The sequence below is a fragment of the Gordonia sp. YC-XJ4 genome (assembly GCF_059511865.1).
Window position 1 is genome coordinate 3,368,774 of sequence record NZ_CM183447.1, and the last position, 24,638, is coordinate 3,393,411.

A 24,638-nucleotide genomic window follows, 5' to 3' on the forward strand; every position below is an offset into this window, starting at 1 on the left:
CCGGCGGCCCACAGGTGCGGGAGGGGGCAGCCTCTCCGTAAGCCTCGCCTGGACACTGTACAGGGCCACCCTGGACGGTGTACAGGACCGCCTCGGCGGTGTCCGGCCTCGTGGCTCTACGCTGTCCGGGTGAGCAACAATCGCGCCGACATCCTCGCCGCCGCCCGCGACGTGCTCACCCGACACAGCCTCGCCGACCTGACCATGCGCCGGCTCGCAACCGAGGTCGGCGTCCGCCCCAACGCCCTGTACTGGCATTTCCCCAACAAGCAGACGCTGTTGGCGGCACTGGCCGACGACATCCTCACCGACATCGCCGAACCCGGTCCGGATCTGCGGTGGGACGAACGCCTCGAGGCGCTGGCGACCGGCATGCGCACGGCGCTGCTGGCCGTCCCCGACAGCGCCGAGGTCGTCTCGTCGAGCTGGGCCAGCGCATTATCCGGGCGGGCTGTCGCCGATGACGTGGCCGCTGCCGCCGCACTCGGTGGTCTCGACGAGCACGGGGCCCGCGCGGTCGCGACCGCGATCTGCCAGCTGGTGATCGGACTGACGATCGAGGAACAGACCCGAGCCCAGATGGAACGGCTCGGAGTCATCGAGCCGTCCGACCGGGACTTCGACGAGGAATTCACCGGCGCGCTCGCGGTGATCATCGACGGCGCCCGCAGTCGCGCCCACGTGGCCGGGCACCTGTAGAACCGTCGGCGCCGGTAGCGTCGAGGGTGCGCACACATGTCCTCCCCCGCACGAAAGTCCGACTCCCATCGTGGCCACCACCCAGGCAGTCCGCACCCGGCCCGGGTCGGCGACCCCTGCGGCGCAGTCCTACCGCACCGATCTCGACGGGTTACGGGGCATCGCGATCGCGCTGGTGGCGTGCTTTCACATCTGGTTCGGCCGGGTCTCCGGCGGGGTCGACGTCTTCCTGACACTCTCGGGCTTCTTCTTCATCGGTTCGCTCCTGCGGCACACCATCGCAAGTCAGTCCGGCGAGATCGGCCTTGCCGCGACGATCAACCCGTGGCCCCGTCTGCGCCGACTCCTCCGCCGCCTGCTGCCGGCTCTGCTGACCGTCCTGGGTGCGGTGCTGATCCTGACGGTGCTCCTGCTGCCGCCGACCCGATGGGCCAACATCGGTCGCGAGCTCACGGCAAGTGCCCTGTACTACCAGAACTGGTATCTGGCACTGAACTCGCAGGACTACCTCGCGGCGAGCTCGGCGAACAGTCCCCTGCAACACATCTGGTCGATGTCGGTGCAGGGGCAGTTCTTTCTCGCCACGCTCCTGGTCGCGCTGGGCTTCGCCGGGCTGGTCAAGCTCGCCGCGCGGGTGATCGCACCGATCGCCGCACCGCACAGCATCCGCGTGTGCGTGGGGGTGGCGTTGCTCGGCGCGTCGGCCATCTCGTTTTACTGGGCCGACATGCGCATGGGCGTGAACCAGCAGTGGAACTACTTCGACACCCTCTCCCGTCTGTGGGAGCCGCTGGCCGGAGGACTGCTCGCGGTCTGGTTGCCCCGATGGCGTATCCCGAGCGCGGTGCGCACCCTCGCCGGCGCGATCGCGCTCGGACTGATCATCACCTGTGGATGGTGGATCGACGGGGTGGACTCCTACCCCGGCCCGTGGGCGCTGGTTCCGGTCGGGTCCACCCTGATCCTCATCTGGGCGGGCGCGGCCACGCTCGAACAGCGCTCCGGTGCCCGACACGCACGTCCGGTGCATCCGCTGCCGATGATCAGCCGGCTGTTGGCCTCCTCAGTGCCGGTCTGGTTGGGGACCATCGCCTACGCGCTCTATCTGTGGCATTGGCCGCTGCTCATCTTCTTCCTCAACTGGCGCGGGAAAGAGCATGCGTCGTTCCTCGACGGCGCATGCCTGCTGGCGGTCTCGATCGGTCTGGCATGGCTGACCAAGCGTTACATCGAGGACCCGCTGCGCACAGGTACCGCACCCGGTGGCCGGGGCCGAGCAACACGGCGTCTGCCCTCCTACACCGCCGTGCTCACCTCGATCCTCCTCGTGCTCAGCATGTCGGGGGCGGTCGCGATCGGGATGTGGCAACGGCACGTCTCGACGCTGACCGTCGACACCGCCGACCTCGATCCGCGTGACTACCCCGGCGCCCGCGCATTGCTCGACGGTGCGCCGGTGCCGGCACTCGATCCGCAGCCGACGCCGCTCGCCGTCATCGAAGACTTTCCGGAGACCTCGACGGACGGCTACATGAGCAGCTTCGAGGACCCGTCGATCCACGTCGGGGTGTACGGCGACCCGAACGCGCAGCGGACCATCGCACTCGCGGGCGGTTCGCACGCCGAGATGTGGATCAGCGCGCTGCACCTGCTCGGCAAGAGACACCACTTCCGTGTCACCACCTACCTGAAGATGGGGTGCCCGCTCTCGACCGAGGAGCTGCCGTCGATGCAGAACGGCGTGCCGTACCCGCAGTGCCATGACTGGGTGCAGCGGGTGATCCCCCGGATTCTCGCCGATCGCCCCGATGCGGTGTTCACCACCTCGACCCGCCCGGATACCGCAGCTGCCGGCGACGTGTTGCCGGACACGTACGTGCCGGTGTTCGAACGATTCACCGATGCCGGCATCCCCGTTCTCGGTATGCGGGACACGCCGTGGCCACATGACGCGCGGGGCGCCATCGACACTCCCACCTGCCTCGCCGACGGCGGCAACGGTGAGTCCTGCGGAACCGATCGCGCCTCGGCTCTCGACGCCCGCGACCCGGCAGAGGCGCTCGCCGCCACCGACCCGCTGTTCCACGCCCTCGATCTGTCGGACGGGGTGTGCACTCCCGAACGTTGTCCCGCCATCGTGGGCAACATCATCGTGTACAAGGACTGGCACCACCTCAGCGCCACCTACGTGCGCAGTCTCACCGACGGGCTCGGCGTGCAGCTTCGACGAGCGCTGCCCTGGGCCGGCGGCGTGGGAGGGTGAGGCACCGGAGGTGAGTGAGTTGCTTCCGAGATGAATGCGCGCCGTATCGCGACTACTGTCGGTGCATGACCGACAGAAGGTGGGTATGACCGTACCGCCAACCGCCGATGACGCCCCCGGGACCGAGACCGCAGGTACCGAGACTGCTGCCACCGGGACCGGTACCGCCACCACCGCGGCCCCGCTGAGCAGCAGCACCCGACCGCACCCGACGGAGAGTCTCATCGCCGACGTCGCCCAGGCGGAGGCGATGGTCGAGCCGGAGCCCGCGCCGATTCCGGTGTGGCCCGGTCAGGCGTACCCGCTGGGCGCCACCTACGACGGAGTGGGAACCAACTTCTCCCTGTTCTCCGAGGTCGCCGAAGCAGTGGATCTGTGCCTGATCGATCGCGACGGCAGCGAACGCCGCATCCGCATCGAAGAGGTCGACGGATACTGCTGGCACTGCTACCTGCCCAATGTCGGTCCCGGCCAGTTCTACGGCTACCGCGTCCACGGACCGTACGATCCCGGACGCGGATTACGTTGCGACCCCAGCAAATTGCTTCTCGATCCCTACGGCAAGGCCTATCACGGTGAATTCGACGGTGATGCGTCGCTGTTCTCCTATCCGCTGCCCGACACCAACAACGCCGATGACGCCGGCACCGGGACCGACGAGAGCTCCGACGACGAGGACAGCCCTCTCGACGAAGCGGATACCGCCGAGTTCGAGGCTGCCGAGGTCACCGACACCGACACCGACACCGACACCGACACCACCGTCGATCCGACGACCGTCGACGAGTCCGACTCTGTGACAACGGGTGCCGTGGCAGTGACCAACGCAGCATCGACAAGTGCAGAATCGAGCGGCGCGGCAACCGAATCGACCGCCACCGACACGGGTGCACTCGGCTCCGCGGGGTCCGATGCAGCAGCGCCGGGTACCGAGCAGTCGGGTGGCGAAGGGCCTTCTGACACCGGTCCGCTGACCGCCGACGACACCACCGACGTCGTGCCGCAGGCACCGGAGCCGGTCACCGAAGCGCAACCGTCGCCGTCGATGCCGCAGCTGGATTCGTTGGGGCACACCATGTTGTCGGTGGTCATCAATCCGTACTTCGATTGGCAGAACGACCACTCGCCCCGGCTGCCGTACCACCAGACGGTGATCTACGAGGCCCACGTCAAGGGCATGACCGCGACGCATCCCGACGTCCCGGAGGCGTTGCGCGGCACGTACTCCGGACTGTGTCATCCGGTGATCATCGATCACCTGAAGTCCTTGGGTGTGACCGCCATCGAGCTGATGCCCGTCCATCAGTTCATGCAGGACTTCGTGCTGCTCGACAAGGGTTTGCGAAACTACTGGGGCTACAACACCTTCGGTTTTTTCGCGCCGCACGCCGACTATGCGTCGAATCACGACCAGCCCGGGAGCGCGGTCACCGAGTTCAAGGCCATGGTGCGCGCCTTCCACAAGGCGGGTATCGAGGTGATCCTCGATGTGGTCTACAACCACACCGCCGAGGGCAATCACCTCGGGCCGACCGTGGCTTTCCGCGGAATCGACAACGCCGCCTACTACCGTCTCGTGGACGACAATCCCGAGATGTACATGGATTACACCGGGACCGGCAACAGTCTCAACGGCCGCCATCCGCACACCCTGCAGCTGATCATGGATTCGCTGCGCTACTGGGTGCTCGAGATGCACGTCGACGGTTTCCGGTTCGATCTCGCCTCGACGCTGGCCCGCGAACTGCATGACGTGGACCGGCTCTCGGCGTTCTTCGATCTGGTCCAACAGGATCCGGTGGTCAGTCAGGTCAAGCTCATCGCCGAGCCGTGGGACGTCGGCGAAGGCGGGTATCAGGTCGGCAATTTCCCGCCGCTGTGGACCGAATGGAACGGAAAATACCGCGACACCGTGCGGGACTACTGGCGCGGCGAACCGTCCACCCTGGGCGAGTTCGCCTCCCGCCTCACCGGATCGTCGGATCTCTACGAGGCGACCGGCCGGCGCCCGCTCGCGAGCATCAACTTCGTCATCGCCCATGATGGTTTCACTCTGTGTGATCTCGTGTCCTACAACGAGAAACACAACATGGCCAACGGCGAGGACAACCGCGACGGCGAGAGCCACAACCGGTCCTGGAACTGCGGGGTCGAGGGTCCCACCGACGATCCGGAGATCAATGCGCTGCGTGCCCGGCAGCAACGCAACATCCTTGCCACACTGTTCCTCTCGCAGGGCACGCCGATGCTCGCGCACGGGGACGAGATCGGGCGCACACAGTCGGGCAACAACAACGTCTACTGCCAGGATTCCGAGTTGTCCTGGATGGACTGGTCGTTGGCGGAGAAGAACTCCGATCTCCTGGAATTCACCCGCAAGGCCATCGCGCTGCGCACCAAACACCCGGTGTTCCGCCGACGCCGATTCTTCGCGGGCAAGCCCATCCGATGGGGTCAGCAGTACCTCGACATCGCCTGGCTCACCCCCTCGGGCGAGGAGATGACCACCGCCGACTGGGACAGCGGGTTCGGCAAGAGTCTCGCGGTGTTCCTCAACGGCAACGGGATCGGCGAGAAGGACGAGCGCGGCGAGAAGATCGTCGACGACAGCTTCATCATCTGCTTCAACGCCCACTACGAGCCGATCGAGTTCACGCTGCCGGCCATCCTGGAGTCGGGATGGACCGGTGTCCTCGACACCGCCCAACCCACGGGTGACTCCGACATCGAGGACGCCAGAGGCGGCACCACATTCGCGGTTCAGGCCCGCTCACTACTCGTCCTGCGAAAGCAGCACTGACTCGATGGCCGGTACGCACCCGGGCTCGCACACCGGTGACGGTGCGCCGGTCGCCGCCGACGGCAAACGCCCGGAACCCATCGCCACCTACCGGGTTCAGTTGACCCCGGACTTCGGTTTCGTCGAGGTCATCAGCATCCTCGGGCATCTGGCGGACCTCGGTGTCAGCCACGTCTACCTCTCGCCGATCGGCACCGCGATGCCCGGCTCCACCCACGGCTACGACTGGGTACCCCCGCCACAGGTGTCGCCCGCCCTCGGTGGCCGCGAGGGTCTGGCCGCACTGCGCGCGGCGGCGCGCGCGGTCGGTCTGGGCATCCTCATCGACATCGTCCCCAACCACACCGGGGTGGCCGAGGTCCTGCGCAATCCCTGGTTCGCCGACCTCTTGCGGCACGGCCCCGGTTCACGGTACGCCGGGTACTTCGACGCCGATTTCTCCTCCGACAACGGCAGTGATGGGAAGCTGGCCCTGCCGGTCCTCGCCGCCGACGGTGACCTGGCTCCGCTGACCGTCGACCAGCACGGCATTCTCCGCTATTACGACCACGAATTCCCCACCGCACCGGGAAGTCTCGGCGGGACGGCAACCGATGTCCATGCGCGACAGCACTATCGACTCGTCCCGTGGAACTCCGGGGTCATCGGCTACCGCCGATTCTTCACGGTCAACGAACTCGCCGGACTGCGCCAGGAGGACGACGCCGTCTACGACGCCACCCACGCCTGGATTCGTGAGTTGCTCGACGCCGACCTGATCGACGGTGTCCGCGTCGATCACCCAGACGGGCTGTGGGACCCGATGTCCTATCTCGAGCGATTGCGCGGTGACATCGGTACCGATCGTCTGCTCTACATCGAGAAGATCCTCGCCGCCGACGAGGCCCTCGAGCCGACGTTGCCGGTGGAGGGAACCACCGGCTACGACCAGTTGCGGCTCATCGAGTCGGTGTTCACCGCCCCGTCGGGGATCGTCGAGCTCAGCGAGATCCACGAACACACCACCGGTGTGCCGGCCGACGCCCACTGGCTGCACGACACCGAACGGCAGCGCAAGCTGACCACGCTCGCGCAGATGTTCCCCGCCGAACACCGCAGGCTCGTGCGCGCACTGACCCATTCGGATCCGACCGCCGATTCGGCCGCCCTCACCGACGCGGTCGCCGAGATGATCGCCGATCTCGGTGTCTACCGGGCCGACTATCCGTCGCTGCGATCCCGTCTGCTCGGTGTGGCCGAGGAGATCGCACGCCGTCGACCGGATCTCGCCGACGCCGTCACGCTCATCGTGCGCGCCACCGCCACGCCCGGTGCCCCGACCTCCCGGCTGGCACAGACGTGCGGCGCGGTCACCGCCAAGAGCGTCGAGGACAGTTTGTTCTACCGCACGGCCCGTCTCGTGTCGGCGCAGGAGGTCGGCGGCGACCCGGCCAACCCGGCGCTGTCACTGCGTCATTTCCACGAACTGAACGTCGTCCGGGCGCAGGACTGGCCGCGCGCCATGACGGCCTCCTCGACCCACGACACCAAGCGCGGCGAGGATGTGCGGGCGCGCATCGCGCTGCTCGCGCAAGTCCCCGAGCGGTGGTCGCTGCTGGTCCGCCAGATCTGGGACACCGCTCCTCCACCTGATCATCTGACCGGATACTTCTTGCTGCAGAACGTGATCGGGGTGTGGCCGCTCGACGGGCAGGTCGACGACGAGTTGCGTGATCGCCTGCGCGCCTATGCGCGCAAAGCCGCCCGCGAAGCGGGTGTGCGGACCACGTGGACCGAGGTCGACGAGTCCTTCGAGGATGCGCTCGATGCCTGGATCGGCGCGCTCACCACCGAACCGGTGGCCGGGATGATCGATGACCTGGTCACTCGGATCGGTCCGGCATGGGAGCAGGAAGTGTTGGCACGCAAGGCCATCGCACTTCTCGGACCTGGTGTCGGCGACATCTACCAGGGCACTGAATGGTACGAGGACTCACTGGTCGATCCCGACAATCGTCGACCCGTGGACTTCCGCCGGTCGCTCGATCATCCCAAGACACGGCTGGTGGCCGCGGCCCTGCGGGTTCGCCGAGAACACCGCCCGGCGTTCGGCCCCGACGGCGACTATCGCCCGCTCCAGGTCGACGGACCGGCCGCCGACCACGCGATCGCCTTCGGCCGCGGTGTGCGCGGCGAGAGCGATCCGCGGGTGATCGTGGTGACCGCCCGCTTCACCCACAGCTTCGACGACGACCGCGCCGCGACAACGACGCTCGCCCTGCCGCCCGGCACCTGGATCGATTCCGGGTCACGGTCCGAGCACACCGGGTCGGTCGACCTCGCGGCCCTACGAGCCGCCGGTCCGGTGGCGATCCTGACCCGTTCGGGAATCTGACCGGACCCCGACGACCTCAGCCGCCGGGTGCCGGAGCGGGCGCAGGTGTGGGTACCGGGGTACTCGCCTGCCCCGCGGTCGGCGTGGACCCGCCACCGGCACCGGCCTCACCGGCATCGGACAGGCCGGCCTGCATGGCGTCGAGATCGGACACGAGCCACTTGCCGTCGACCTTGTCGAGCTTGAGCGAATACATGAACAGCGACGTACCACCTTGCGGCGCAAGAGTACTCGTACCGGTCACCTGTACCACGGCCATGGTTGAGGCGTGGTCGGTGCCGAAGTCGATCACCGACACCTTCTGGACATCGATCTTGGTGTTCTTGACGTTGATCGACTGGATCGCCTTGGTGGTGTCGCCGAGTTGGGATTCCAGGTGTTTGCGGTACTCGCCGGTGGTCAGTGGCCCGACGATGTCCTTCATGTTGGCCACCGTGTCGGCGTTCATGCTGCTGGTCAGCTTCTCGGCGAAGATCGCCGAGGCACTCTTGGCGTCGTCGAAGGCGTTGAGGCGCTGTTGATCGCGGTAGAAGAACCATCCGAGTACCGCCACCCCGACGATCGCGGCGACGACCACCAGGGCCACCAGCGATCGCCACAGGGCGCGGGCCGACAGCGTGATCGAGATCTGCTTCCCACCCCGTGCGGGTGTGGCCGCCGCGGATGAGTCCCGGGCGGATGTGCCTCGCGCGGAAGCACGTCCGCCGGCGGCGGCAGCCGATGCCGTGGGCTCGCCGGAACTCGCCGCATCCGCCCTGTCGGCATCCGCATCCTCCGGATCCGGGTGCCGCGACGATCCGGACCGCGCGCTCTTGGTACGCGGGACCGGCTTCTTGGTCAGCGACGCCTTCGTCGGCGCAGCATCGGAGGAGTCGGTTCCGTCGGTGACGGCTGAGTCCGGTTCGCCGGAATCCTCCACTGCGCCTGGCTCGTTCGTCGCCGCGCCCTCCCGATCGTCGTCGGCCGCCTCGTTGCGCACGTCGTCCTGCTCACCTGTCATCGCGTGTTTCCGTTCTCATTCGCCGCCCACTCGGTCCCCACCGATCCGACCCCACCCGACTCCCCTCGGCGAGGAGTCAGGTGTGGTGCGAGCCCCCGGAGGGCGGGCGTCACTTGTCCAGCGGAACCGTCCGCGCATTCGGGTCGTAGTTCGGCGGCGGTCCGGCGGTGTCGTCCCCCGGCGGACGGGGTGCGTTCGCCGAGCCACGGATCTGCTGGTTGGGATCCTCGGTGACACAGTACAGATTCGTCGGCACCGACAACTCGAGGATCTTGGTGGGGCGCACCGGGGTGACCGCGTAGTCGCAGTACGGACGCGGGTAGATCGAACCGAACGCCCACCAGGCGCCGTCGTGGAACATGGTGAGGGACTTGATCGACGCGTCCCTGATCGACGGCAGCAGATTGACCACCGCCGGTGCGCGCAGGGCACCCTGGCGGGTCACGTCAAGCAGCTGACCGAGCACATCGGTGATCGGATCCTGGATCTCGTTGATCGAGCCGGACAGGCTGGACAACTGCTGCGGGCCCTTGCCCAGCAACGTGCGCAGCTCACGGTCCGCGGCGACCGCCGCGTTGACCACCGAACTCAACGAGGACACCGTGCCCTGCAGATCGGGCTGGATCTGCGAGGTGGTCTGCAGGATGGTCCCCGTCTCGGAGATCAACTTGGTGGTCTGCGGCAACACGCGGTAGAGGTCGGCGAAGATCGTGCCGCCCGCGTCGAACAGCACGCGCAGATCGTTGGTGTCGCCCTTGGGATTGAGCGCGACGTCGAGGTTGTCGACGATCGACGCGAGCTTGGCCGGATCGATCTGGTCGATGACGCCGAGCGAGGTCTCGAGCAACTGCGGGAACGGCGTGGTCACCTTCGTCTGGTTCACGTTGATGGTGTCGCCGTCGCGCAGGTAGGGCCCCTCGGCGCTGGGCGGGGAGAAATCGACGTACTGTTCACCCGCGGCCGACAAGCCGAGTGCCGAGACCGTCGTGTTGCGGTTGATGTGCACGTCGTCGTCGACCGACACCACCACCTTCACCGACTGTGGTTGCACCTGAATGGATTTGACGTCGCCGATCGGGACGCCGCGCAGGGTCACCTGCGAGGTGTCCTGCAGGCCACCGGAGATCGGGAAATTGATCGTGAGCGTGTAGTGGCCCTGGAACGGTGCCCACCGCAGCGCGCCGAACGACAAGTAGGCCAGCCCGATGAGCATCACCCCGATCAGCGCCAGATTGCCCAGCACGATCGAGTGTTTGCGCAGCCACCCCATGAATCCACTCATCCGCAGCACCCCTGGGTCGCAGTCAGCCGGGCCAACAGTCGGGTCAGCGTCTGCTGCAACGACTCTCCCGCCGCACCGACATCGCCGAGCTCGGGAAGACGGCTGGCCGAATCGAACCCGGCGCCCGGGTTGAGGTAGTACACCTTCGCCGACAACGACGCCGCACTCGAACTGGTCGACTTGGCCCACTTGGGGGTCAACTCGGCGACATTGTCCGACAACGGTCCGAGGATCGTCGCGCCCTGCTTGAGTTCGTCGAGGAGGGTCGCGAGATGACCGGTGAGCTCGACGAAATTCTGTCCGTCGCTGCCGAGGAAATCGTTCGTGGCGGCGGTGACCTGATTGGTTTTGTCGAGCGTGGTCAGGATCGTCTGCATCTCGTCGTTGATGGTGTCGAAGGCGGGCGAGAGCTTGTTGATCGACGCCATGATCTGCGCGCGTCCCGCCGCGAGCTGCCCGGTCAGCACCTGTGTGTTGCGCATCGCGGCGTCGACCTCGGCGGAGTTCTGGTTGAGTTTGCGCAGGGCCGTGGTCAATCCGGCGATGGCACCGTTGAGTTGTTGCGGATTGTCCGGCGAGGTCGACACCGCGGCGCTGAGTTCGGTGATGATCTGCTGGGTGGAACCGAGTGAACCGCTGTCGACGAATCCACTCAGACTGACCAGGAGATCCTCGACGGTCGCCGCAGCCGACCGCGGGCCGGTCAGCGTCTGGCCGTTGGACATGTAGCCGGCGGCGGAATTCGACGGTGGGAGCAACGCGACGAACACGTCACCGAGCGGGGTCGCCTGCCGCAGTTCGGCGCCGGTGCCCTTGGGCACCTTGGCCGAGGTGCTGACATCCATGGTGACGATCGCCTTGTAGTTCTCGGCGCGGATACCGGTGACCTCGCCGACGTCCATGCCGTAGAGCTTCACCTTGGCCCGGGTCGGCAGATTCAGCGCATTGTCGAAACTCGCGTTCAACGTCATGGTGTCGCCGAGATTGCCCGGGGCGGGCAGCGGGATCTGCTCGACGGTCAGACCGGGTATCGCCGAACAACCGGTGACGGCCAACACGGTCGCGACGATCCCGGTCACCACCAGCTTGCGAGTCCAGGAATGAACCGGCGCCAGACGGCGTCTGGAGAATGATCGGCGAGAGACCGACGGACGAGAGAGGGATGCTGGGCTCATTTTGTCAGGGCCTCCAATGCCGAGAAGACCCCGAGATCGGGCCCGAAGCCCTGGAGCTGACCGGTCTCGCAACCGTTCTTGTGTAGATTGATCGCCTTGCAGAACTGGGACACCAGCTGGGTGTCGAGCAACGACTTGTCCAGCAGCACCTGGGCACGCCAGGCACCCTGTTCGGCGGAGATGGAATTGCTCAGGTTCTGGAAGAGCAGCGGCCCGAGGTCGATGGTCTCGACGACCTGACGTGAGTAGTCGCTCAGGTTCTCCGCGAGTGCGGCCAGTCGCCCGGTGGACGCGCCGATCGTGCCTGCGTTGTTGTGCAGGAACTCCGAGGTGTTGAGCAGTGTCTGATTCAGATCGCCCAGAGTCGCCACCAGACCCGGTGACTGACGTCCGAGCATCTCGCTGACCTGATTGATGGAGTTCGAGAAGTCCTTCATCTTCGGATAATTCGCGACAAGGGCGGCGGTGAGTTGCTGGACCGACTTGACGATGTCGACGATCGCGTCGCCGTTACCCGACACCACCTGCGAGGCGCTGCCGAGCTGATTGATCGCCTCCTGCAACCGTTGTCCGTTGTCGCTGGTGATGCCCGAGGTCACGTCCATCAGGTCGGCGACCGGCCCCTCCCCCGGCGCCTGGCCGGAGAGATTGCTGACGAGCTTGTCGACCGCGTCGAACAGGTCACCCACCGACACCGGACTCATGCCCTCGTTGCGCATCACCGCGCCGTCGGTCAGCTTGGGGCCCTTGGAGTATGCCGGGGTCAGCTCGATGTGCCGGGTGGTGACGATCGAGGTGTTGACGATGGCTGCGGTCGCGTCGACCGGAACGGGCACGTTCTTGTCGATGGTGAATTTCACCAGCACCCGGTTACCCTGCTCCTCGATCTTGGTGACCTGACCGACCGGCATACCCAGTACCGCAACGTCATTGGTGGTGTAGAGGCCCGCGGTGTTCGGGAAGAACGCGGTGACCTCGATGGCCTGACCGGTCGCGGTCTTCCAGCCGGCCGGGATCAGCGAACACCCCGAGAGCACACCGACGGCGAGCACGATCAGCCCCGCGAGGATCATCGACCGCCGCGTCACCTTCCGAGAAACCATGTGCGCGTTCAGCATCCGTCCACCACCCGTGCCGTGCAGAGCCAGTTGTCGGGGAAGATGCCCCACGGCAGGTAGCCGTTGGCGTACGGGCCGTCGCCGATGACGTTGTTGGTCAGGCGCGCGGTGACCGGCAGGACCTCGAGCATCTTGCGGAGGTTGTCGCGGTTCTTCTCCAGACCCTGGGTGATGGTGTTCAGGTTGGCCATGATCGGGGCGAACTGGTCGGCGTCCTCGGAGGCGACGAGTTGTGCCTGTTCGGTGATCTGTGCGACGCCGTCGAGCAACCGGGTCACCAGAGCCTCCCGGGCGACGATCTTGTTCGCCAGTTGTGCTCCCTGACCGACGATGATCGCCAGCTGCGCCGAATTGTCCTGCACGATGGCGGTCACCGACTTGGTGTCACTGATCAGCTGATTGATCTGATCGCGACGGTCGGTGATGATCTCCGACATCTGCGTCAGCGAATCGAGCGTCGGTTTGGTGACCGCGGGCGCCCCGGCGAGTTGCTGGTTCAACGTCCGGATGCTCTGGCCGAGGTCCTCGTCGTTGATGCCCTGCAGGATGGGCGTGCCCTTCTCGATGGTCTTCTGCAGATCGTAGGGAACCCGGGTCTCGGTGATCACGTTGTCGGCTGCCGGATCGGGTGAATTGCCCAGCGAGATATCGATGTAGCGCTGGCCGAGCAGGGTCGAGAGTTTGATCTCGGCCGAACCGTTGGCGGTGACGTCGACGTCCTTGTCCACCTTCATGGTGATGTGGATGTGGTTGCCCTGCAGTTCGGTCGAGCCGACCTCACCGACGTCGATGCCGGCCACCCGGACCTTGTCGCCCGGTCGCACGCCACCGGCCTGGGCGAAGTCCGCCGAATAGGTCTTCTTGCCGATGTCGGCCTTGCCGATTCCGGTGATAACCAGGACGAGCAGCACGATGACCACCGTGCCGGCCAACCCGTACCAGAGGAGTCGGTGGTCGTCGAAGCTCCGACGCATGCGGCTTCTCATCGGCACACCACCGAGTGGTTGGTGCCACCGATCTTGTTGATGATCCCCGGCGGGAACAACACATCACCGATCGCGATGTCGAGGTCGCAGGCATAGATGTTCAGGTAGGCCCCCTGGCCGAGCACGAGCGGGAAGTGTCCGAGGAAGATCGGCAGGTTCTTGGCCATCCCGTCGAGTTTGGAGCCGTTGCCGATCAGAATCCTGGTCGCCTGGTTGGCCGAGGTGGCCGCGTCGGCGAGATTGCCCCGGGATTTGGTGAGGACGTCGGCGAATCCCGCTGCGGTGTTGCCGATCTGGGTGACGGCGGTACCGAAGGCCGCCGAATTCGCGTTCAGGTTCTTGATGACGTCGGAAACACTGTCGACGAGAGTGCCGATCTGGTCGCCCTGCCGCGACAGGTCACGCAGCACCCCGCTGAGATTGTCGATGATCGCCCCGATCACCACGTCCCGGTTGGACATGTCGGAGGCGAACTTACCGACCTGGGCGACGGTGTTGGACAACGACACCGTGTCGCCCTGGAACGCCTGGACCAGACCGTTGGAGAGATTGTTGACCTGCTCGGGGGTCAAGGTGTCGAAGACCGGCTGGAATCCCGCGAGCAGTTTGGTCACGTCGAAGGAGTCCTCCGAGGGCTCCTTGAGCGTCGACCCGACCGAGAGTGGTTGCGGGGTCCCGTCGGCGAGGGACAGCGCGAGATACCGCTGGCCGATCAGGTTCTGGTACCGGATCGCGGCCTGCGTGGTGGTGTACATCGGCTGGTTGTCCTGCACCTCGAAGGTGACCTTGGCACGGCCGTCGACGAGATCGATCGAATCGACGCGACCCACCCGCACACCGGCCATCCGGACGTCGTCGCCCTTTGCCAGACCCGAGGCGTCGGTGAAGAACGTGCTGAAGTTGTTGGTACTGCCCGACACCGATCGTTCCAGCGTCGAATAGATGATGTAGGTCAGCAGCAACGCGACGACCGCGAACAGCGCGAACCCGATCAGCGGTTTGCGGATACTCGACTGCGCGGCGCTCATCGTCCCCCTCCCGAGGTGCCGGTTTGGGTCGAACCGGTTTGGGTCGAAGCAGTCTGGGTCGAGACCGACTGCACCAGCGGGCCGAGCATCAAGGTGTCGGCCGCATTGGGCGCACGATCGAGTGCGGCGGTCAGCGTCTGGTTGTCGGCGCCGGTGGTGACCATGCCCGCCGGCGACATCCGGCGCATCCCGTCGGACGGATAGATCATCAGCGGACCCGAACTCGTCGGTCCAATGCCGGTGCCCGGACCGACACACCCGGGACCGCGCAGCTGACCGTAGGGCCCGCCGTTGTACACGGGACAGTTCTGGCGGGTATAGCGCTGGAAGGCACTGAAACTCACGCCGATGTTGAGCTGCGCGTGCCCGTTGACACCGGTGAACACCGTGAGGACCTTGGCCGCGAGATTGTTCAGTGCACTCAGCGCCTGCGGCAACGCATTCGGCTCGTAGACCGCCGCACCGAGCAGGGTGTTGGTGTCGGCGACGATGCGCTTGCCGCCGTCACCGTTGGCTGCGAACAGTGCCTGCACCTCGTCGGTCAGGCCCTGCGCCGCCGAGAGCAACGCGGTCAGGTCGTCCCGCGACTGCGCAATGGTCATCGCCGGGATCACGCTGCGGCCCAACGTATCCAACAGCTGCGGCGCGGATCGCGACAGGCCCTGTACGGACTGGTTGAAGTTGTCGAATCCGGACGGCGCGCCCGGGGGGAACTGCGCGTTGATGGTGTCGAAATAGTTCTGCAGGACGCCGACGAACAGACCGAAAGTGGTCCCGCCGCCGCGCAGCGCGTCGGCGATGGTGCCGAGGACACCGGCGAGTTGCTCCGGTGGCACCGCCTGCAACAGCGTCCGCAGCTGGTTCTGCGCGTCCTGCAATTTGATCGTCTGTAGCGATCGGTCCGCGGGGATGGACGCTCCCGCCGAGAGATGGTCGGCAGACGGATGGTCCGGTTGCACCAGCTCGACCGCGTTCACACCGAAGAGGTTGGAGGGCACCGTGCGCGCGGTGACGTTGGCCGGGATGCCCTCGGACTGTGCCGGGGTGATGTCCATGTCGACCTGGCGCAGGTTCACCCCGGACTGGCCCGGCTCGTCGGTGAGAGCGACGTTCTTGACCGACCCGACGATGAGGCCGTTGTAGCGGACATCGGCACCCGAGGTCAGGCCGTCACCGACGTCGGTGAGTTTGGCGTTGACCGCGACGGTGGAGCTGAACACGCCCTCGTACCGCATGAACAGCAGCACGAACAGGATCACCAACACGATCAGGAATGCACTGCCGCGCAACACATATTGCACCAGCGAAGGGTTACGGCCGTCGGTGGCTATCAGCATGGCTGCCCCTCACCCCGAGATCTTGATGCCGGGCGATGTTCCCCAGAACACCAGCGTCATGACCAGATTCGCGAAGACGATGACGATGATCGCCAGCCGGATCGCGTGTCCGGCGGCCACCCCGACGCCTTCCGGGCCACCGGAGGCGAAATACCCGTAGTAGCACTGGATGAACGTGGTCAACAACACGAAGATGATGACCTTGATGAACGAGTACACCATGTCACTCGAGACCAGGAAGGCGTTGAAATAGGCGAGGTAGTTTCCCGGCCCCTGCCCACTCTGGACCTGGAACATGACTTGGCACGCAAGGTAATTCGCGGCCAACGAGACCGAGTACAGCGGTACGATCGCCAGCACCGCCGCCGACATCCGGGTGGTCACCAGATACGGCAGGGGCCGGATCGCGATGGATTCCAGCGCGTCGATCTCCTCACTGATCCGCATCGACCCGAGCTGTGCGGTGAAGCGGCAACCCGACTGCGCGGTGAACGCGGTCGCCGCCAGCAGCGGCGCGATCTCGCGGGTCGTCGCGAATGCCGACAGACCACCGGTCACCGGTGACATCCCGAGGAGGTTCAGTGCGGTGTAACCCTCGATACCGACCGTCGCGCCGCCCATGACGCCGAGGATCACCATAACGCCGACGGTGCCGCCGCCGACCACGATCGCGCCATTGCCCCACGCCACGTCGGCGAGCAGACGCCAGACCTCTTTGCGGTAGTGGGTGAACGCGATGGGCACCGAACCGATCGACCGCACCAGGAAGGTGATGAGGTGCCCCATGCGTGCCAGCGCGTCACGCGGCCCGCGGTAGACACCCTTGGCGGCCTCGACGGGCCGGAGTACGGGCGGGACGTACCGGGATGCGGCCATCTCACACCACCTTTGCCGGGACGACGATGGCGAACAACTGGGTGAGCACCACGTTGACGGTGAACAACAGCAGCACCGAATTGACCACGGCAGCGTTCACCGAGTTGGCGACGCCGGCGGACCCGCCCTTGGTGTTGAGTCCGCGGTCACAGGCCACGATCGCCACGATCGCGCCGAAGATGACCGATTTGATCAAGGCGAACAACAGGTCCGACACCGAGGCGAACGAGGCGAAGGTGCCCGTGTAGCTACCGGGGGTGCCGCCCTGGAAGTAGACGTTGAAGGCGTAACCGGTGATGAAGCCGACGAAACACACGAAACCGCAGAGCAGGAAGCTGACCACCATGGTCGCGAGCAGGCGCGGCGAGATCAGTCGCTGCACCGGATTCACACCCATCACGCGCATCGCATCGATCTCGTCGCGGATGGTCCGGGAGCCCAGGTCGGCGGCAATCGCCGAACCGACCGCACCGGCGAGCAACAGCGAGGTGACCAACGGGGCGCCCTGCCGGATGACGCCGAGTCCGGTGGCGGCACCGGAGAACGACGTCGCACCGATCTGCCCGGCGATGTTGGACACCTGGATCGAGACGATCACGCCGATCGGGATGGCAACCAGGAAGGTCGGGAACACCGAGGTGCTCGACATGAAGGCGCACTGGCGGATGAACTCACCGAACGGGAAGCGGCGCTTGAGGATGTCCTCGATGAGGACCTTGAACACCTCGACGAACATCGCGAGCTGACGACCGAAGGTCTCGAAACTCGCCACGATGTGTTCGCGAAACCACTTGCGCACTCCCCCGGGCTTGCGCGTCCCTGTTGCCTCGTCTTCCGAAGCCACTGCGTCAGTGCTGCTCAACACCCATCCCTGCGTCGTGCGTCATCCGTCGCGTGCCCCCCTGGCAGGCCTGGCCCGCAGTAATATACAGCACCGCCGAGCGGGCCGTATGCCGCGGGTCACACCCGGCGTGGCCTGCGGCCTCGCACCCCACGCAATACGGTGGGGTGTGTGGACGAGCCTCAGGATGGTCCCCCCGATGTGGAGGGCCACGCATGTGTGGGTGCCGACACAGTAACTTGGTCACGCGTCCAAGGTGAGGAGAAACACGGGAATCGTTCCAACAGAATCGACGCGACTCCCTTCCTACCGCCTCGCGGCCTGGCCGACCTCCAGGTTTGGGCGCCCGCGGCGACACGGATGCGCACCCGGGTCGTCACTCCGACCGGCACGCGTGATCTGCCGATGATCGGCACCGACGCACCCGGGTGGTACCGGGTCGATCCGGCCGTACTGACCACGGCGCTCGGCGAACTCGGACACACCGATCCCGAGCACCTGCGGTACGGACTCCTCATCGACGACGAGGAGCGCGCGCTGCCCGACCCGAGGTCGGTACGTCTGCCCGACGGTGTCCACGGCCTCTCCGCATTCCATGTGGTCGACCCGTCGATCTGGCACGACGCACGGTGGACCGGTCGCGACATCCGCGGTGCCGTGCTCTACGAGCTCCACATCGGCACCTTCACCCCCGAGGGGACCCTCGACTCGGCCATCGGGCACCTCGACGACCTGGTGGAGCTCGGCGTCGATGCGGTGGAGGTCATGCCGCTCAATGCCTTCAACGGTGAGTACAACTGGGGCTACGACGGCGTCGGCTGGTATGCGGTGCACGAACCGTACGGCGGCCCGGACGCCTTCGCCCGCTTCGTCGACGCCTGTCACGTCCGGGGGCTGGCCGTGGTCCTCGACGTGGTCTACAACCACCTCGGACCGTCGGGCAATTACCTCCCCGATTTCGGTCCGTACCTCGGTGCCGGTTCGACCGGCTGGGGTGCGTCGCTGAATCTCGACGGTCCGTCCTCCGACGAGGTGCGCACCTACATCCTGCAGAACGCGCTGCGCTGGTTCGCCGAGTTCCACGTCGACGCACTGCGGTTGGACGCGGTACACGCCCTCGTCGATCACCGCGCCTATCCGCTGCTCGAAGCCCTCGCGGTCGGTGCCGACGCACTGTCGGACTCGTTGGGCCGTCCCTGCTCTCTCATCGCCGAGTCCGACCTCAACGATCCGCGACTGATCCTGCCCAGAACGGTCAACGGCCATGGTCTGACCGCTCAATGGGACGACGACATCCATCACGCGATCCACACCGCCGTCTCCGGGGAACGACAGGGTTACTACGCGGATTTCGGCAGCCTCGAGGGTCTGTCAAAGGTGTTGCGCGCCGGCTTCTTCCACGACGGGACGTACTCCTCCTTCCGCGGCCGCCACCACGGCAGACCGATCCCGGAGACGGTCCCGACCACCGCGCTGGTGGCCTACACCTGCGACCACGATCAGATCGGTAACCGGGCGATCGGTGATCGGCCGAGCCACTACCTCGACCACGGCCGGCTCGCGATCAAGGCGGCGCTGGTGCTGTTGTCGCCGTTCACCCCGATGCTGTTCATGGGTGAGGAGTGGGCCGCCGGTACGCCGTTCGCGTTCTTCACCTCCCATCCCGAGCCCGAACTCGCCGAGGCCACCCGCAATGGCCGCAAGGCCGAATTCGCCGACCACGGTTGGGATACCGACGACATCCCCGACCCGCAGGATCCGGAGACGTTTCTGCGCTCCAAACTGGACTGGTCGGAACCCGACACGCCGGAACACTCCCGGGTTCGGGACTTCTACCGCGACCTGATCGCGCTGCGCAAGTCCACAGATGCCTTCTCCCGCAGCGATTTCGCATCCATCGACACCGACCACGACGACACCGACCACGACGACACCGGGGGATGGTTCGCGATGCACCGCGGCGATGACGCGTCCGATGCGCAGTGGTCGGTCGTCTGCGTGCTGGCCGACGAGCCGCTCACCGTGCCCATCGACCTCGAGCCGGTGTTGTGGTGGGAGCCGGTGGAATCGGTCGACGACGGGATATGCAGCCCCGGCCACAACGTGGTGATCGGCCGCCGCCGCTCATAACCGTCACCCGTGATCGGCCGAGATCTCGTAGCCGTCACGGTCAGGTCAGGTACTGATATGCACTGTCAGGTCAGATACTGATATGCCGGCGAATCCGGTTCGAGCCGTTCACAATTGAGTCGCGAGTGGTCCATCCGGTCCATCAGGCCGGCGAGTCCGTCGCGGTCCCCGAGCTCGATACCGACGAGTGCCGCGCCGGTCTCGCGATTGTTGCGCTTGACGTACTCGAACAGGGTGATGTCGTCGTCGGGTCCGAGGACCTCGTCGAGGAAACGCCGAAGCGCCCCCGGCTCCTGCGGGAAGTCGACGAGAAAGTAGTGCTTGAGCCCCTGGTGGACCAGCGAGCGTTCGATGATCTCGCCGTAGCGGGAGACATCGTTGTTGCCGCCGGAAACCAGGCACACCACGACGGCGTCGTCGGGCAGCTTCAGCTGCGAGAGGCCGGTCACCGCGAGTGCTCCGGCCGGTTCGGCGATGATGCCCTCGTTCTGATAGAGCTCGAGCATCGTCGTGCAGATCGCGCCCTCGTCGACGTGGGTGATGTGTGCCGATCCCGCGGGCAACGACACCGGCTCGTCGGGCAGTATCCGAACCGGAGTGTGCGCCGTGGTCTCTGCGCGGACCTCGTCGAGGACCGGGTGGGCGGTGACCGATGCGTCGAGATCGGCCATCGCGCGGTGCCCGAGCGCGCCGATGCGTTTGACGGCCGCACCGTCGACGAACGGGTCGATCCGATCGAGCGTCACCGGTCCGCCGGCGACCAGGGCGGCGGCCAGCGAGATGGCACCGGTCGGCTCGACCCCGACGATGACGGTCTCGCGCGAGACCGAACGGAAGTAGGTGGCCATCCCGGCCAGACAACCACCACCACCGACGGGTGCGACGACGACATCCGGTGCGCGGCCGAGTTGATCGACGACCTCCCGGGCGATCGTGCCCTGACCCGCGGCGGTCCGCGGATCGTCGAAGGCATGAATCCAGGCCGCACCGGTACGCAGGACGTCGGCCTGGGCGGCGGCCGCGGCCGCGTCGTAGGTGTCGCCGACCGCCAATAGCTCTACGTAATCGCCGCCGTGCCAACGAATCCGGTCGCGCTTCTGTTTCGGGGTGGTGGTCGGCACGTAGATACGGCCGGGCGTCTGCATGGTGCGGCAGGCGTAGGCCACCCCCTGGGCGTGGTTGCCCGCGCTCGCGGCAACCACCCCGCGCGACCGCTCCTGTGGGGACAGTTGCGCCATCACGTTGTAGGCACCGCGGATCTTGTAGGACCGGACGGTCTGTAGATCCTCGCGCTTGAGGTAGACCTGCGCGCCGACATCACGGCTGATCCGCGGGGCCGCCTCGAGCGGGGTGTGGGCGACCGCGGGCTCGATGCGTGCGGCGGCCGCGTCGATCGCCGCGGCCGACAAACCCGGCCCCGACTGCTGCAGCGACTCATTGACGTGCGGTGTGCTCACGGCACCCATGGTCTCACCGGCAGCGCTGTCCGGACCGCGCGGGGCGGACGCTCGACGGCCCGCCGGGCACCGGCTCGATGGCCCCGCCGGGCACCGGCCCCATGGCCCTGCCGGGCAATTGCCTGCGCCGGGCCGCAGCACGCGCCTAGACTCGGCGAGAACGCATCCACCACATGGTCGTCGGCGCGTATCGGCAGGACTCGAGACACCGGTTCCCGCCGCCCGATCACCGATCACCATGTCAGCGGAGGGAACTCCCGTGCCCCTGCTCGCCCGGACCCTGCTCACCCGCCCGCTCCGGCGCGGTTCTCGCCGACTACTCGCCGCAGCTTGTGGTGGCGTGCTGACCGCCGGAGTGCTCAGCGCCCTCGGTACCGCCCCGGCCCAGGCGGCGCCGGTGTGCGCCGGCGGCGGCGCGCCCGCCCGACTCGTCGGGGCCGTCCCCGGCGCGGCGCTGGAGGGCCTGACCGTCGATGCCGCCGGTCACGCGTATGCGACCGATCTGATCAGCGGACAGGTGTTCCGATTCGACCAGCCGGGCGCACCCGGCCGGGCGATCGCCCGCGTTCCCTCCGGTGGTGCCGGGGCGTTGGCCTGGGCGCCCGACGGCACGCTGCTCGTCGGTTACGGCGCCGATCCACGGGTGGTCCTCGGGGATACGGTCCGCCCGGGTGCGATCGCGCGCCTGGATACCCGGACGAACGTCCTGCGACCGTGGGTGGGCGGACTCTCCGCCGCCGACGGGATGGATGTGGCGGCCAACGGCACCGTCTATGCCACCAACGACTTCGGCAACCTCATCGGACGCGTCGCACCGAACGGTGCGGTCAATGCGCAGTGGGGTTCACTACCGAGTGCCAACGGCGCCGTCCTCGGTCGCGGCGACGGATGGCTGTACGTGTCGCGCACCTTCACCAATCCGGGCGTGAGCCGAATCTCGACGGCGAATCCGCGTGTCGTACAGAGTCTGCTCACCCTCGGTGGCGCGGACACCCTGGCAGCTCCCGACGGCCTGACCCTCGACTCGCGGGATCGTCCGGTGGTGCCGTTCAATGCCGGTGGGCAGATTGTCCGGATCACCGCACCCGGATCGTATTGTGTTCTGGCCCAAGGACTTCGACTGTCCAGCGTGCTGAGTTACGGCCGCGGGGACCGCGGCTTCTCGGCGGGCCGGCTCTACCGTGCCGGTTTCGACGGCCGGATCTATGAGATCCCCGGCGGGTTCGACGCCGGGGCGGTCGCCGCGTTCCCGGGTAGGTGACGGGCGACGAGCCACGTCGTCACCAGTGCGACACCGGAGAGCCAGGCGGTCAGTTCCGGGGTGAGAACCAGAAGCGAGATCAGTCCGACGACCCCGGCCACCGCGATCGCCTGAAGCTTGTGCACCGGCCACGCCACGCCCGCGACGTCGACGGTGCGCACCGCGCGAGCATGCTCACGAACGGGATTCATCTCGATCATCGCGGTCATCTGCGCACTCCTGCCGACGCGTCTTCGTACTGCCGTGATACCGAATATAGCACTACCATCACTCAAGGTTTCGGCGAGCCGAAACCAGGGTTTCGTGCGATGGTTCGGTACGCGGACGCACCGGTCTCAGCGGCTGCGCTGCAGCGTGTCGAGCAGTTCGTGATACGGACCGACCAGGTACGCGGTGTCCTCGGCGGCCAGCCGGTCGTCGCGTCGGGGATGCAGCACGGTCCCGGATCGCCGGATGATCGCGATGATGCGGGTCCGTGTGGGCAGGTCGGCGAGCAGCATGCCGTCGAGGACGCTGCCCCGCCGGACGAACAGGCCGCCGACCATGAATGAATACCGTCCGACCGAGAACGTGGAGATGACCTGCAGGCCGAGTGCCGCCCCGATGAACCAGGGCGCGGCGAGTTCGACGGTGGACCGCACGTTCTCGAACCCGAAGCGGTGCGCGACCGCCGCACCCAACGACTGGTCGTAGACGCGGAGCACCACCGGAACGCCGGCCCGTCCCCCCGACCGGGACCAGCGCCGTCCGAGCACCTCACGCAGGATGATGCCGGTCTCGATGTTCACCATGTCGTCGTGGGTGAGCACGGCCACCGCGTATGCGCGGTCGATACCGGCATCGGCGAGTGTGCGCCGCAGCGTCGCGTCCCCGATGATCACCGGGATGTCGAGTTCGGCCGCCACCTCGAGGAAGCGGTTGTCGTCGTTGCGTTCGACCACGACCACATCGTGTCCGAGCGCCCGCAGGTCGGTCGCCACCCGGATGCCGAAGGACCCCAACCCCACGACCAGGATGTGACCGGCCATGTCTCGGACGCGCCGACGTGCGGCGGACGCACCGATCCGGCGGGACAGCAACAGGTCGGCGACGAAGGCCATCAACACCGCGGTGGTGGTGACACCGGCGAACATCAGACCGATCGCGAACAATCGCAACCAGGTCGGCTGACCGACGAAGCTGAAATCGCCGTAACCGACCGTCGCGATGGTCTCGGTGGAGAAGTAGAGCGCATCGACCAGGCTCATCCCCGGCCGGTGATAGATGAAGCGCAGCAGGATGGTGGCAAAGGCCAACAGTGTCAACGACACACCCAGCGCGCGAAAGAGGTTCGGGTTGACGTCGTCGCGGAACGCACGGACGGCGACGAGCGCGCGCAGCGGGAGCGGACGGCGTGAGCGCGTGCGTCGCCGGTCCGGGGCGATCTCCACACCCTGCGCGGCGAGGTCGTCGACCGTGCCGATCATCGCGACCCAATCCCCCGGTTCGACCGGCAGATCGCGGCCCGGGCACGGCACGACCGACTCCGCACCCGATCCGGATCCGGCGCGCAGAACGGCCACCGGCGCGAGGTCGCCGTAGAGCTCGCGCAGCGTGCCGGCACTCGGGGCATGGGCCCCGGACACCACGAACTCGTTGCCCGCCACCGGGATCGAGTGCGTCGTACGTCCCAGACATGCCTCGACGACCGACGGGGCGGCGAGTTCGGCGACGTCGAGTACGGCGCCCGGCCCGTTGCCCGAGGCGACCGCGTCGCGCAGCACCGCATTGGACAGGTTGGCGACCACCCGCACGTGCGGATCGAGAGTGCGTGCCAGCAGGGCGATCTCGAGGTTCACCGCGTCATCCGACCCGGCGCACACCACTGCCGCGGCCTGCCCGACGTCGGCGTCGGCGAGGTCACCGGGTGCCGACAGCGTGATGATGCGCGCTCCGGCACTGGCGAGTTCCTCGGTGACCCGCAGCGTCAGCGCGTCGTCACCGTGCACGATGATGTGACCGGGCATTTCGC

18 protein-coding genes are annotated in these 24,638 nt (G+C 66.7%); 6 read left to right on the top strand and 12 right to left on the bottom strand.

Annotated elements, in window-relative coordinates; translation table 11 throughout:
* The first annotated feature begins 129 nt into the window (after positions 1-129).
* From AC5ZH6_RS14910 to treY, 4 genes are all read left to right on the top strand, one after another.
* Positions 130-699 carry a TetR/AcrR family transcriptional regulator gene (locus tag AC5ZH6_RS14910; protein ID WP_006371459.1) on the top strand — a complete coding sequence of 190 codons (570 nt, stop codon included), beginning with the start codon at positions 130-132 and terminating at the stop codon, positions 697-699.
* 70 nt (positions 700-769) lie between these two features.
* Positions 770-2,962, top strand: coding sequence for an acyltransferase family protein (locus AC5ZH6_RS14915; RefSeq protein WP_168436284.1), 2,193 nt, complete (start codon positions 770-772; stop codon positions 2,960-2,962).
* 85 nt (positions 2,963-3,047) lie between these two features.
* Positions 3,048-5,762: a glycogen debranching protein GlgX gene (glgX, locus tag AC5ZH6_RS14920; protein WP_265076567.1), complete on the top strand. Its 2,715-nt coding sequence runs from the start codon at positions 3,048-3,050 to the stop codon at positions 5,760-5,762.
* A gap of 4 nt (positions 5,763-5,766) precedes the next feature.
* Positions 5,767-8,136 carry a malto-oligosyltrehalose synthase gene (gene treY / locus AC5ZH6_RS14925; RefSeq protein ID WP_265076568.1) on the top strand — a complete coding sequence of 790 codons (2,370 nt, stop codon included), beginning with the start codon at positions 5,767-5,769 and terminating at the stop codon, positions 8,134-8,136.
* Positions 8,137-8,152: 16 nt separating this feature from the next.
* Here the strand turns inward: treY and AC5ZH6_RS14930 are convergent, their stop codons facing one another.
* From AC5ZH6_RS14930 to AC5ZH6_RS14970, 9 genes are all read right to left on the bottom strand, one after another.
* Positions 8,153-9,136 carry a hypothetical protein gene (locus tag AC5ZH6_RS14930; protein ID WP_265076569.1) on the bottom strand — a complete coding sequence of 328 codons (984 nt, stop codon included), beginning with the start codon at positions 9,134-9,136 and terminating at the stop codon, positions 8,153-8,155.
* A 109-nt stretch (positions 9,137-9,245) separates the two neighbouring features.
* Positions 9,246-10,418 carry an MCE family protein gene (locus AC5ZH6_RS14935; protein WP_014360325.1) on the bottom strand — a complete coding sequence of 391 codons (1,173 nt, stop codon included), beginning with the start codon at positions 10,416-10,418 and terminating at the stop codon, positions 9,246-9,248.
* The gene (locus AC5ZH6_RS14940) at positions 10,415-11,500 is read right to left on the bottom strand and encodes an MlaD family protein (RefSeq protein WP_020170943.1); all 1,086 of its coding nucleotides are present in this window, start codon (positions 11,498-11,500) and stop codon (positions 10,415-10,417) included. Before AC5ZH6_RS14940 ends, AC5ZH6_RS14935 begins: the two co-directional genes overlap by 4 nt.
* Positions 11,501-11,589: 89 nt before the next feature.
* Positions 11,590-12,711, bottom strand: a complete 1,122-nt coding sequence (locus tag AC5ZH6_RS14945; protein ID WP_265076570.1) for an MCE family protein — start codon at positions 12,709-12,711, stop codon at positions 11,590-11,592.
* A complete protein-coding gene (locus AC5ZH6_RS14950; protein ID WP_496169221.1) occupies positions 12,705-13,685 on the bottom strand; it encodes an MCE family protein in 981 nt (326 codons plus the stop codon). Before AC5ZH6_RS14950 ends, AC5ZH6_RS14945 begins: the two co-directional genes overlap by 7 nt.
* A gap of 8 nt (positions 13,686-13,693) precedes the next feature.
* Positions 13,694-14,725 (bottom strand): MCE family protein, encoded by a 1,032-nt coding sequence (locus tag AC5ZH6_RS14955; RefSeq protein WP_496167410.1) that lies wholly within the window; start codon positions 14,723-14,725, stop codon positions 13,694-13,696.
* On the bottom strand, positions 14,722-16,062 hold the full coding sequence (locus AC5ZH6_RS14960; RefSeq protein WP_496167411.1) for an MlaD family protein: 1,341 nt from the start codon (positions 16,060-16,062) through the stop codon (positions 14,722-14,724). The genes AC5ZH6_RS14955 and AC5ZH6_RS14960 overlap by 4 nt, the downstream gene beginning before the upstream one ends.
* A 9-nt stretch (positions 16,063-16,071) precedes the next feature.
* Entirely contained in the window at positions 16,072-16,938 is an 867-nt protein-coding gene (locus tag AC5ZH6_RS14965) for an MlaE family ABC transporter permease (RefSeq protein WP_094600697.1), read from the bottom strand.
* A 1-nt stretch (position 16,939) separates the two neighbouring features.
* The gene (locus AC5ZH6_RS14970) at positions 16,940-17,737 is read right to left on the bottom strand and encodes an MlaE family ABC transporter permease (RefSeq protein ID WP_496169223.1); all 798 of its coding nucleotides are present in this window, start codon (positions 17,735-17,737) and stop codon (positions 16,940-16,942) included.
* A 363-nt stretch (positions 17,738-18,100) separates the two neighbouring features.
* Between AC5ZH6_RS14970 and treZ the strand changes: the two genes are divergently transcribed.
* Positions 18,101-19,909, top strand: coding sequence for a malto-oligosyltrehalose trehalohydrolase (gene treZ / locus AC5ZH6_RS14975; RefSeq protein WP_496169225.1), 1,809 nt, complete (start codon positions 18,101-18,103; stop codon positions 19,907-19,909).
* Positions 19,910-19,974: 65 nt separating this feature from the next.
* Here treZ and ilvA read toward each other — a convergent pair whose 3' ends face one another.
* Positions 19,975-21,375, bottom strand: coding sequence for a threonine ammonia-lyase IlvA (ilvA, locus tag AC5ZH6_RS14980; RefSeq protein ID WP_006370477.1), 1,401 nt, complete (start codon positions 21,373-21,375; stop codon positions 19,975-19,977).
* A 250-nt stretch (positions 21,376-21,625) separates the two neighbouring features.
* On the opposite strand from ilvA, the gene AC5ZH6_RS14985 reads away from it, so the two are divergent.
* Positions 21,626-22,627 carry an SMP-30/gluconolactonase/LRE family protein gene (locus AC5ZH6_RS14985; RefSeq protein ID WP_014360334.1) on the top strand — a complete coding sequence of 334 codons (1,002 nt, stop codon included), beginning with the start codon at positions 21,626-21,628 and terminating at the stop codon, positions 22,625-22,627.
* On the opposite strand, the gene AC5ZH6_RS14990 is transcribed toward AC5ZH6_RS14985, so the two are convergent.
* Positions 22,570-22,836 (bottom strand): hypothetical protein, encoded by a 267-nt coding sequence (locus AC5ZH6_RS14990; protein WP_006370479.1) that lies wholly within the window; start codon positions 22,834-22,836, stop codon positions 22,570-22,572. The genes AC5ZH6_RS14985 and AC5ZH6_RS14990 overlap by 58 nt on opposite strands.
* A 126-nt stretch (positions 22,837-22,962) precedes the next feature.
* Positions 22,963-24,633 carry an NAD-binding protein gene (locus AC5ZH6_RS14995; RefSeq protein ID WP_211544647.1) on the bottom strand — a complete coding sequence of 557 codons (1,671 nt, stop codon included), beginning with the start codon at positions 24,631-24,633 and terminating at the stop codon, positions 22,963-22,965.
* Positions 24,634-24,638 lie beyond the last annotated feature (5 nt).

What these genes read in the sequence shown, in the direction of transcription:
- glgX (WP_265076567.1), top strand. Translation starts at nt 3,048, where the DNA reads ATGACCGTACCGCCAACCGCCGATGACGCCCCCGGGACCGAGACCGCA.
- treY (WP_265076568.1), top strand. Translation starts at nt 5,767, where the DNA reads ATGGCCGGTACGCACCCGGGCTCGCACACCGGTGACGGTGCGCCGGTC.
- AC5ZH6_RS14930 (WP_265076569.1), bottom strand. Translation starts at nt 9,136, where the DNA reads ATGACAGGTGAGCAGGACGACGTGCGCAACGAGGCGGCCGACGACGAT.
- AC5ZH6_RS14935 (WP_014360325.1), bottom strand. Translation starts at nt 10,418, where the DNA reads ATGAGTGGATTCATGGGGTGGCTGCGCAAACACTCGATCGTGCTGGGC.
- AC5ZH6_RS14945 (WP_265076570.1), bottom strand. Translation starts at nt 12,711, where the DNA reads ATGCTGAACGCGCACATGGTTTCTCGGAAGGTGACGCGGCGGTCGATG.
- AC5ZH6_RS14950 (WP_496169221.1), bottom strand. Translation starts at nt 13,685, where the DNA reads ATGCGTCGGAGCTTCGACGACCACCGACTCCTCTGGTACGGGTTGGCC.
- AC5ZH6_RS14955 (WP_496167410.1), bottom strand. Translation starts at nt 14,725, where the DNA reads ATGAGCGCCGCGCAGTCGAGTATCCGCAAACCGCTGATCGGGTTCGCG.
- AC5ZH6_RS14960 (WP_496167411.1), bottom strand. Translation starts at nt 16,062, where the DNA reads ATGCTGATAGCCACCGACGGCCGTAACCCTTCGCTGGTGCAATATGTG.
- AC5ZH6_RS14965 (WP_094600697.1), bottom strand. Translation starts at nt 16,938, where the DNA reads ATGGCCGCATCCCGGTACGTCCCGCCCGTACTCCGGCCCGTCGAGGCC.
- ilvA (WP_006370477.1), bottom strand. Translation starts at nt 21,375, where the DNA reads ATGGGTGCCGTGAGCACACCGCACGTCAATGAGTCGCTGCAGCAGTCG.
- AC5ZH6_RS14990 (WP_006370479.1), bottom strand. Translation starts at nt 22,836, where the DNA reads ATGACCGCGATGATCGAGATGAATCCCGTTCGTGAGCATGCTCGCGCG.
- AC5ZH6_RS14995 (WP_211544647.1), bottom strand. Translation starts at nt 24,633, where the DNA reads ATGCCCGGTCACATCATCGTGCACGGTGACGACGCGCTGACGCTGCGG.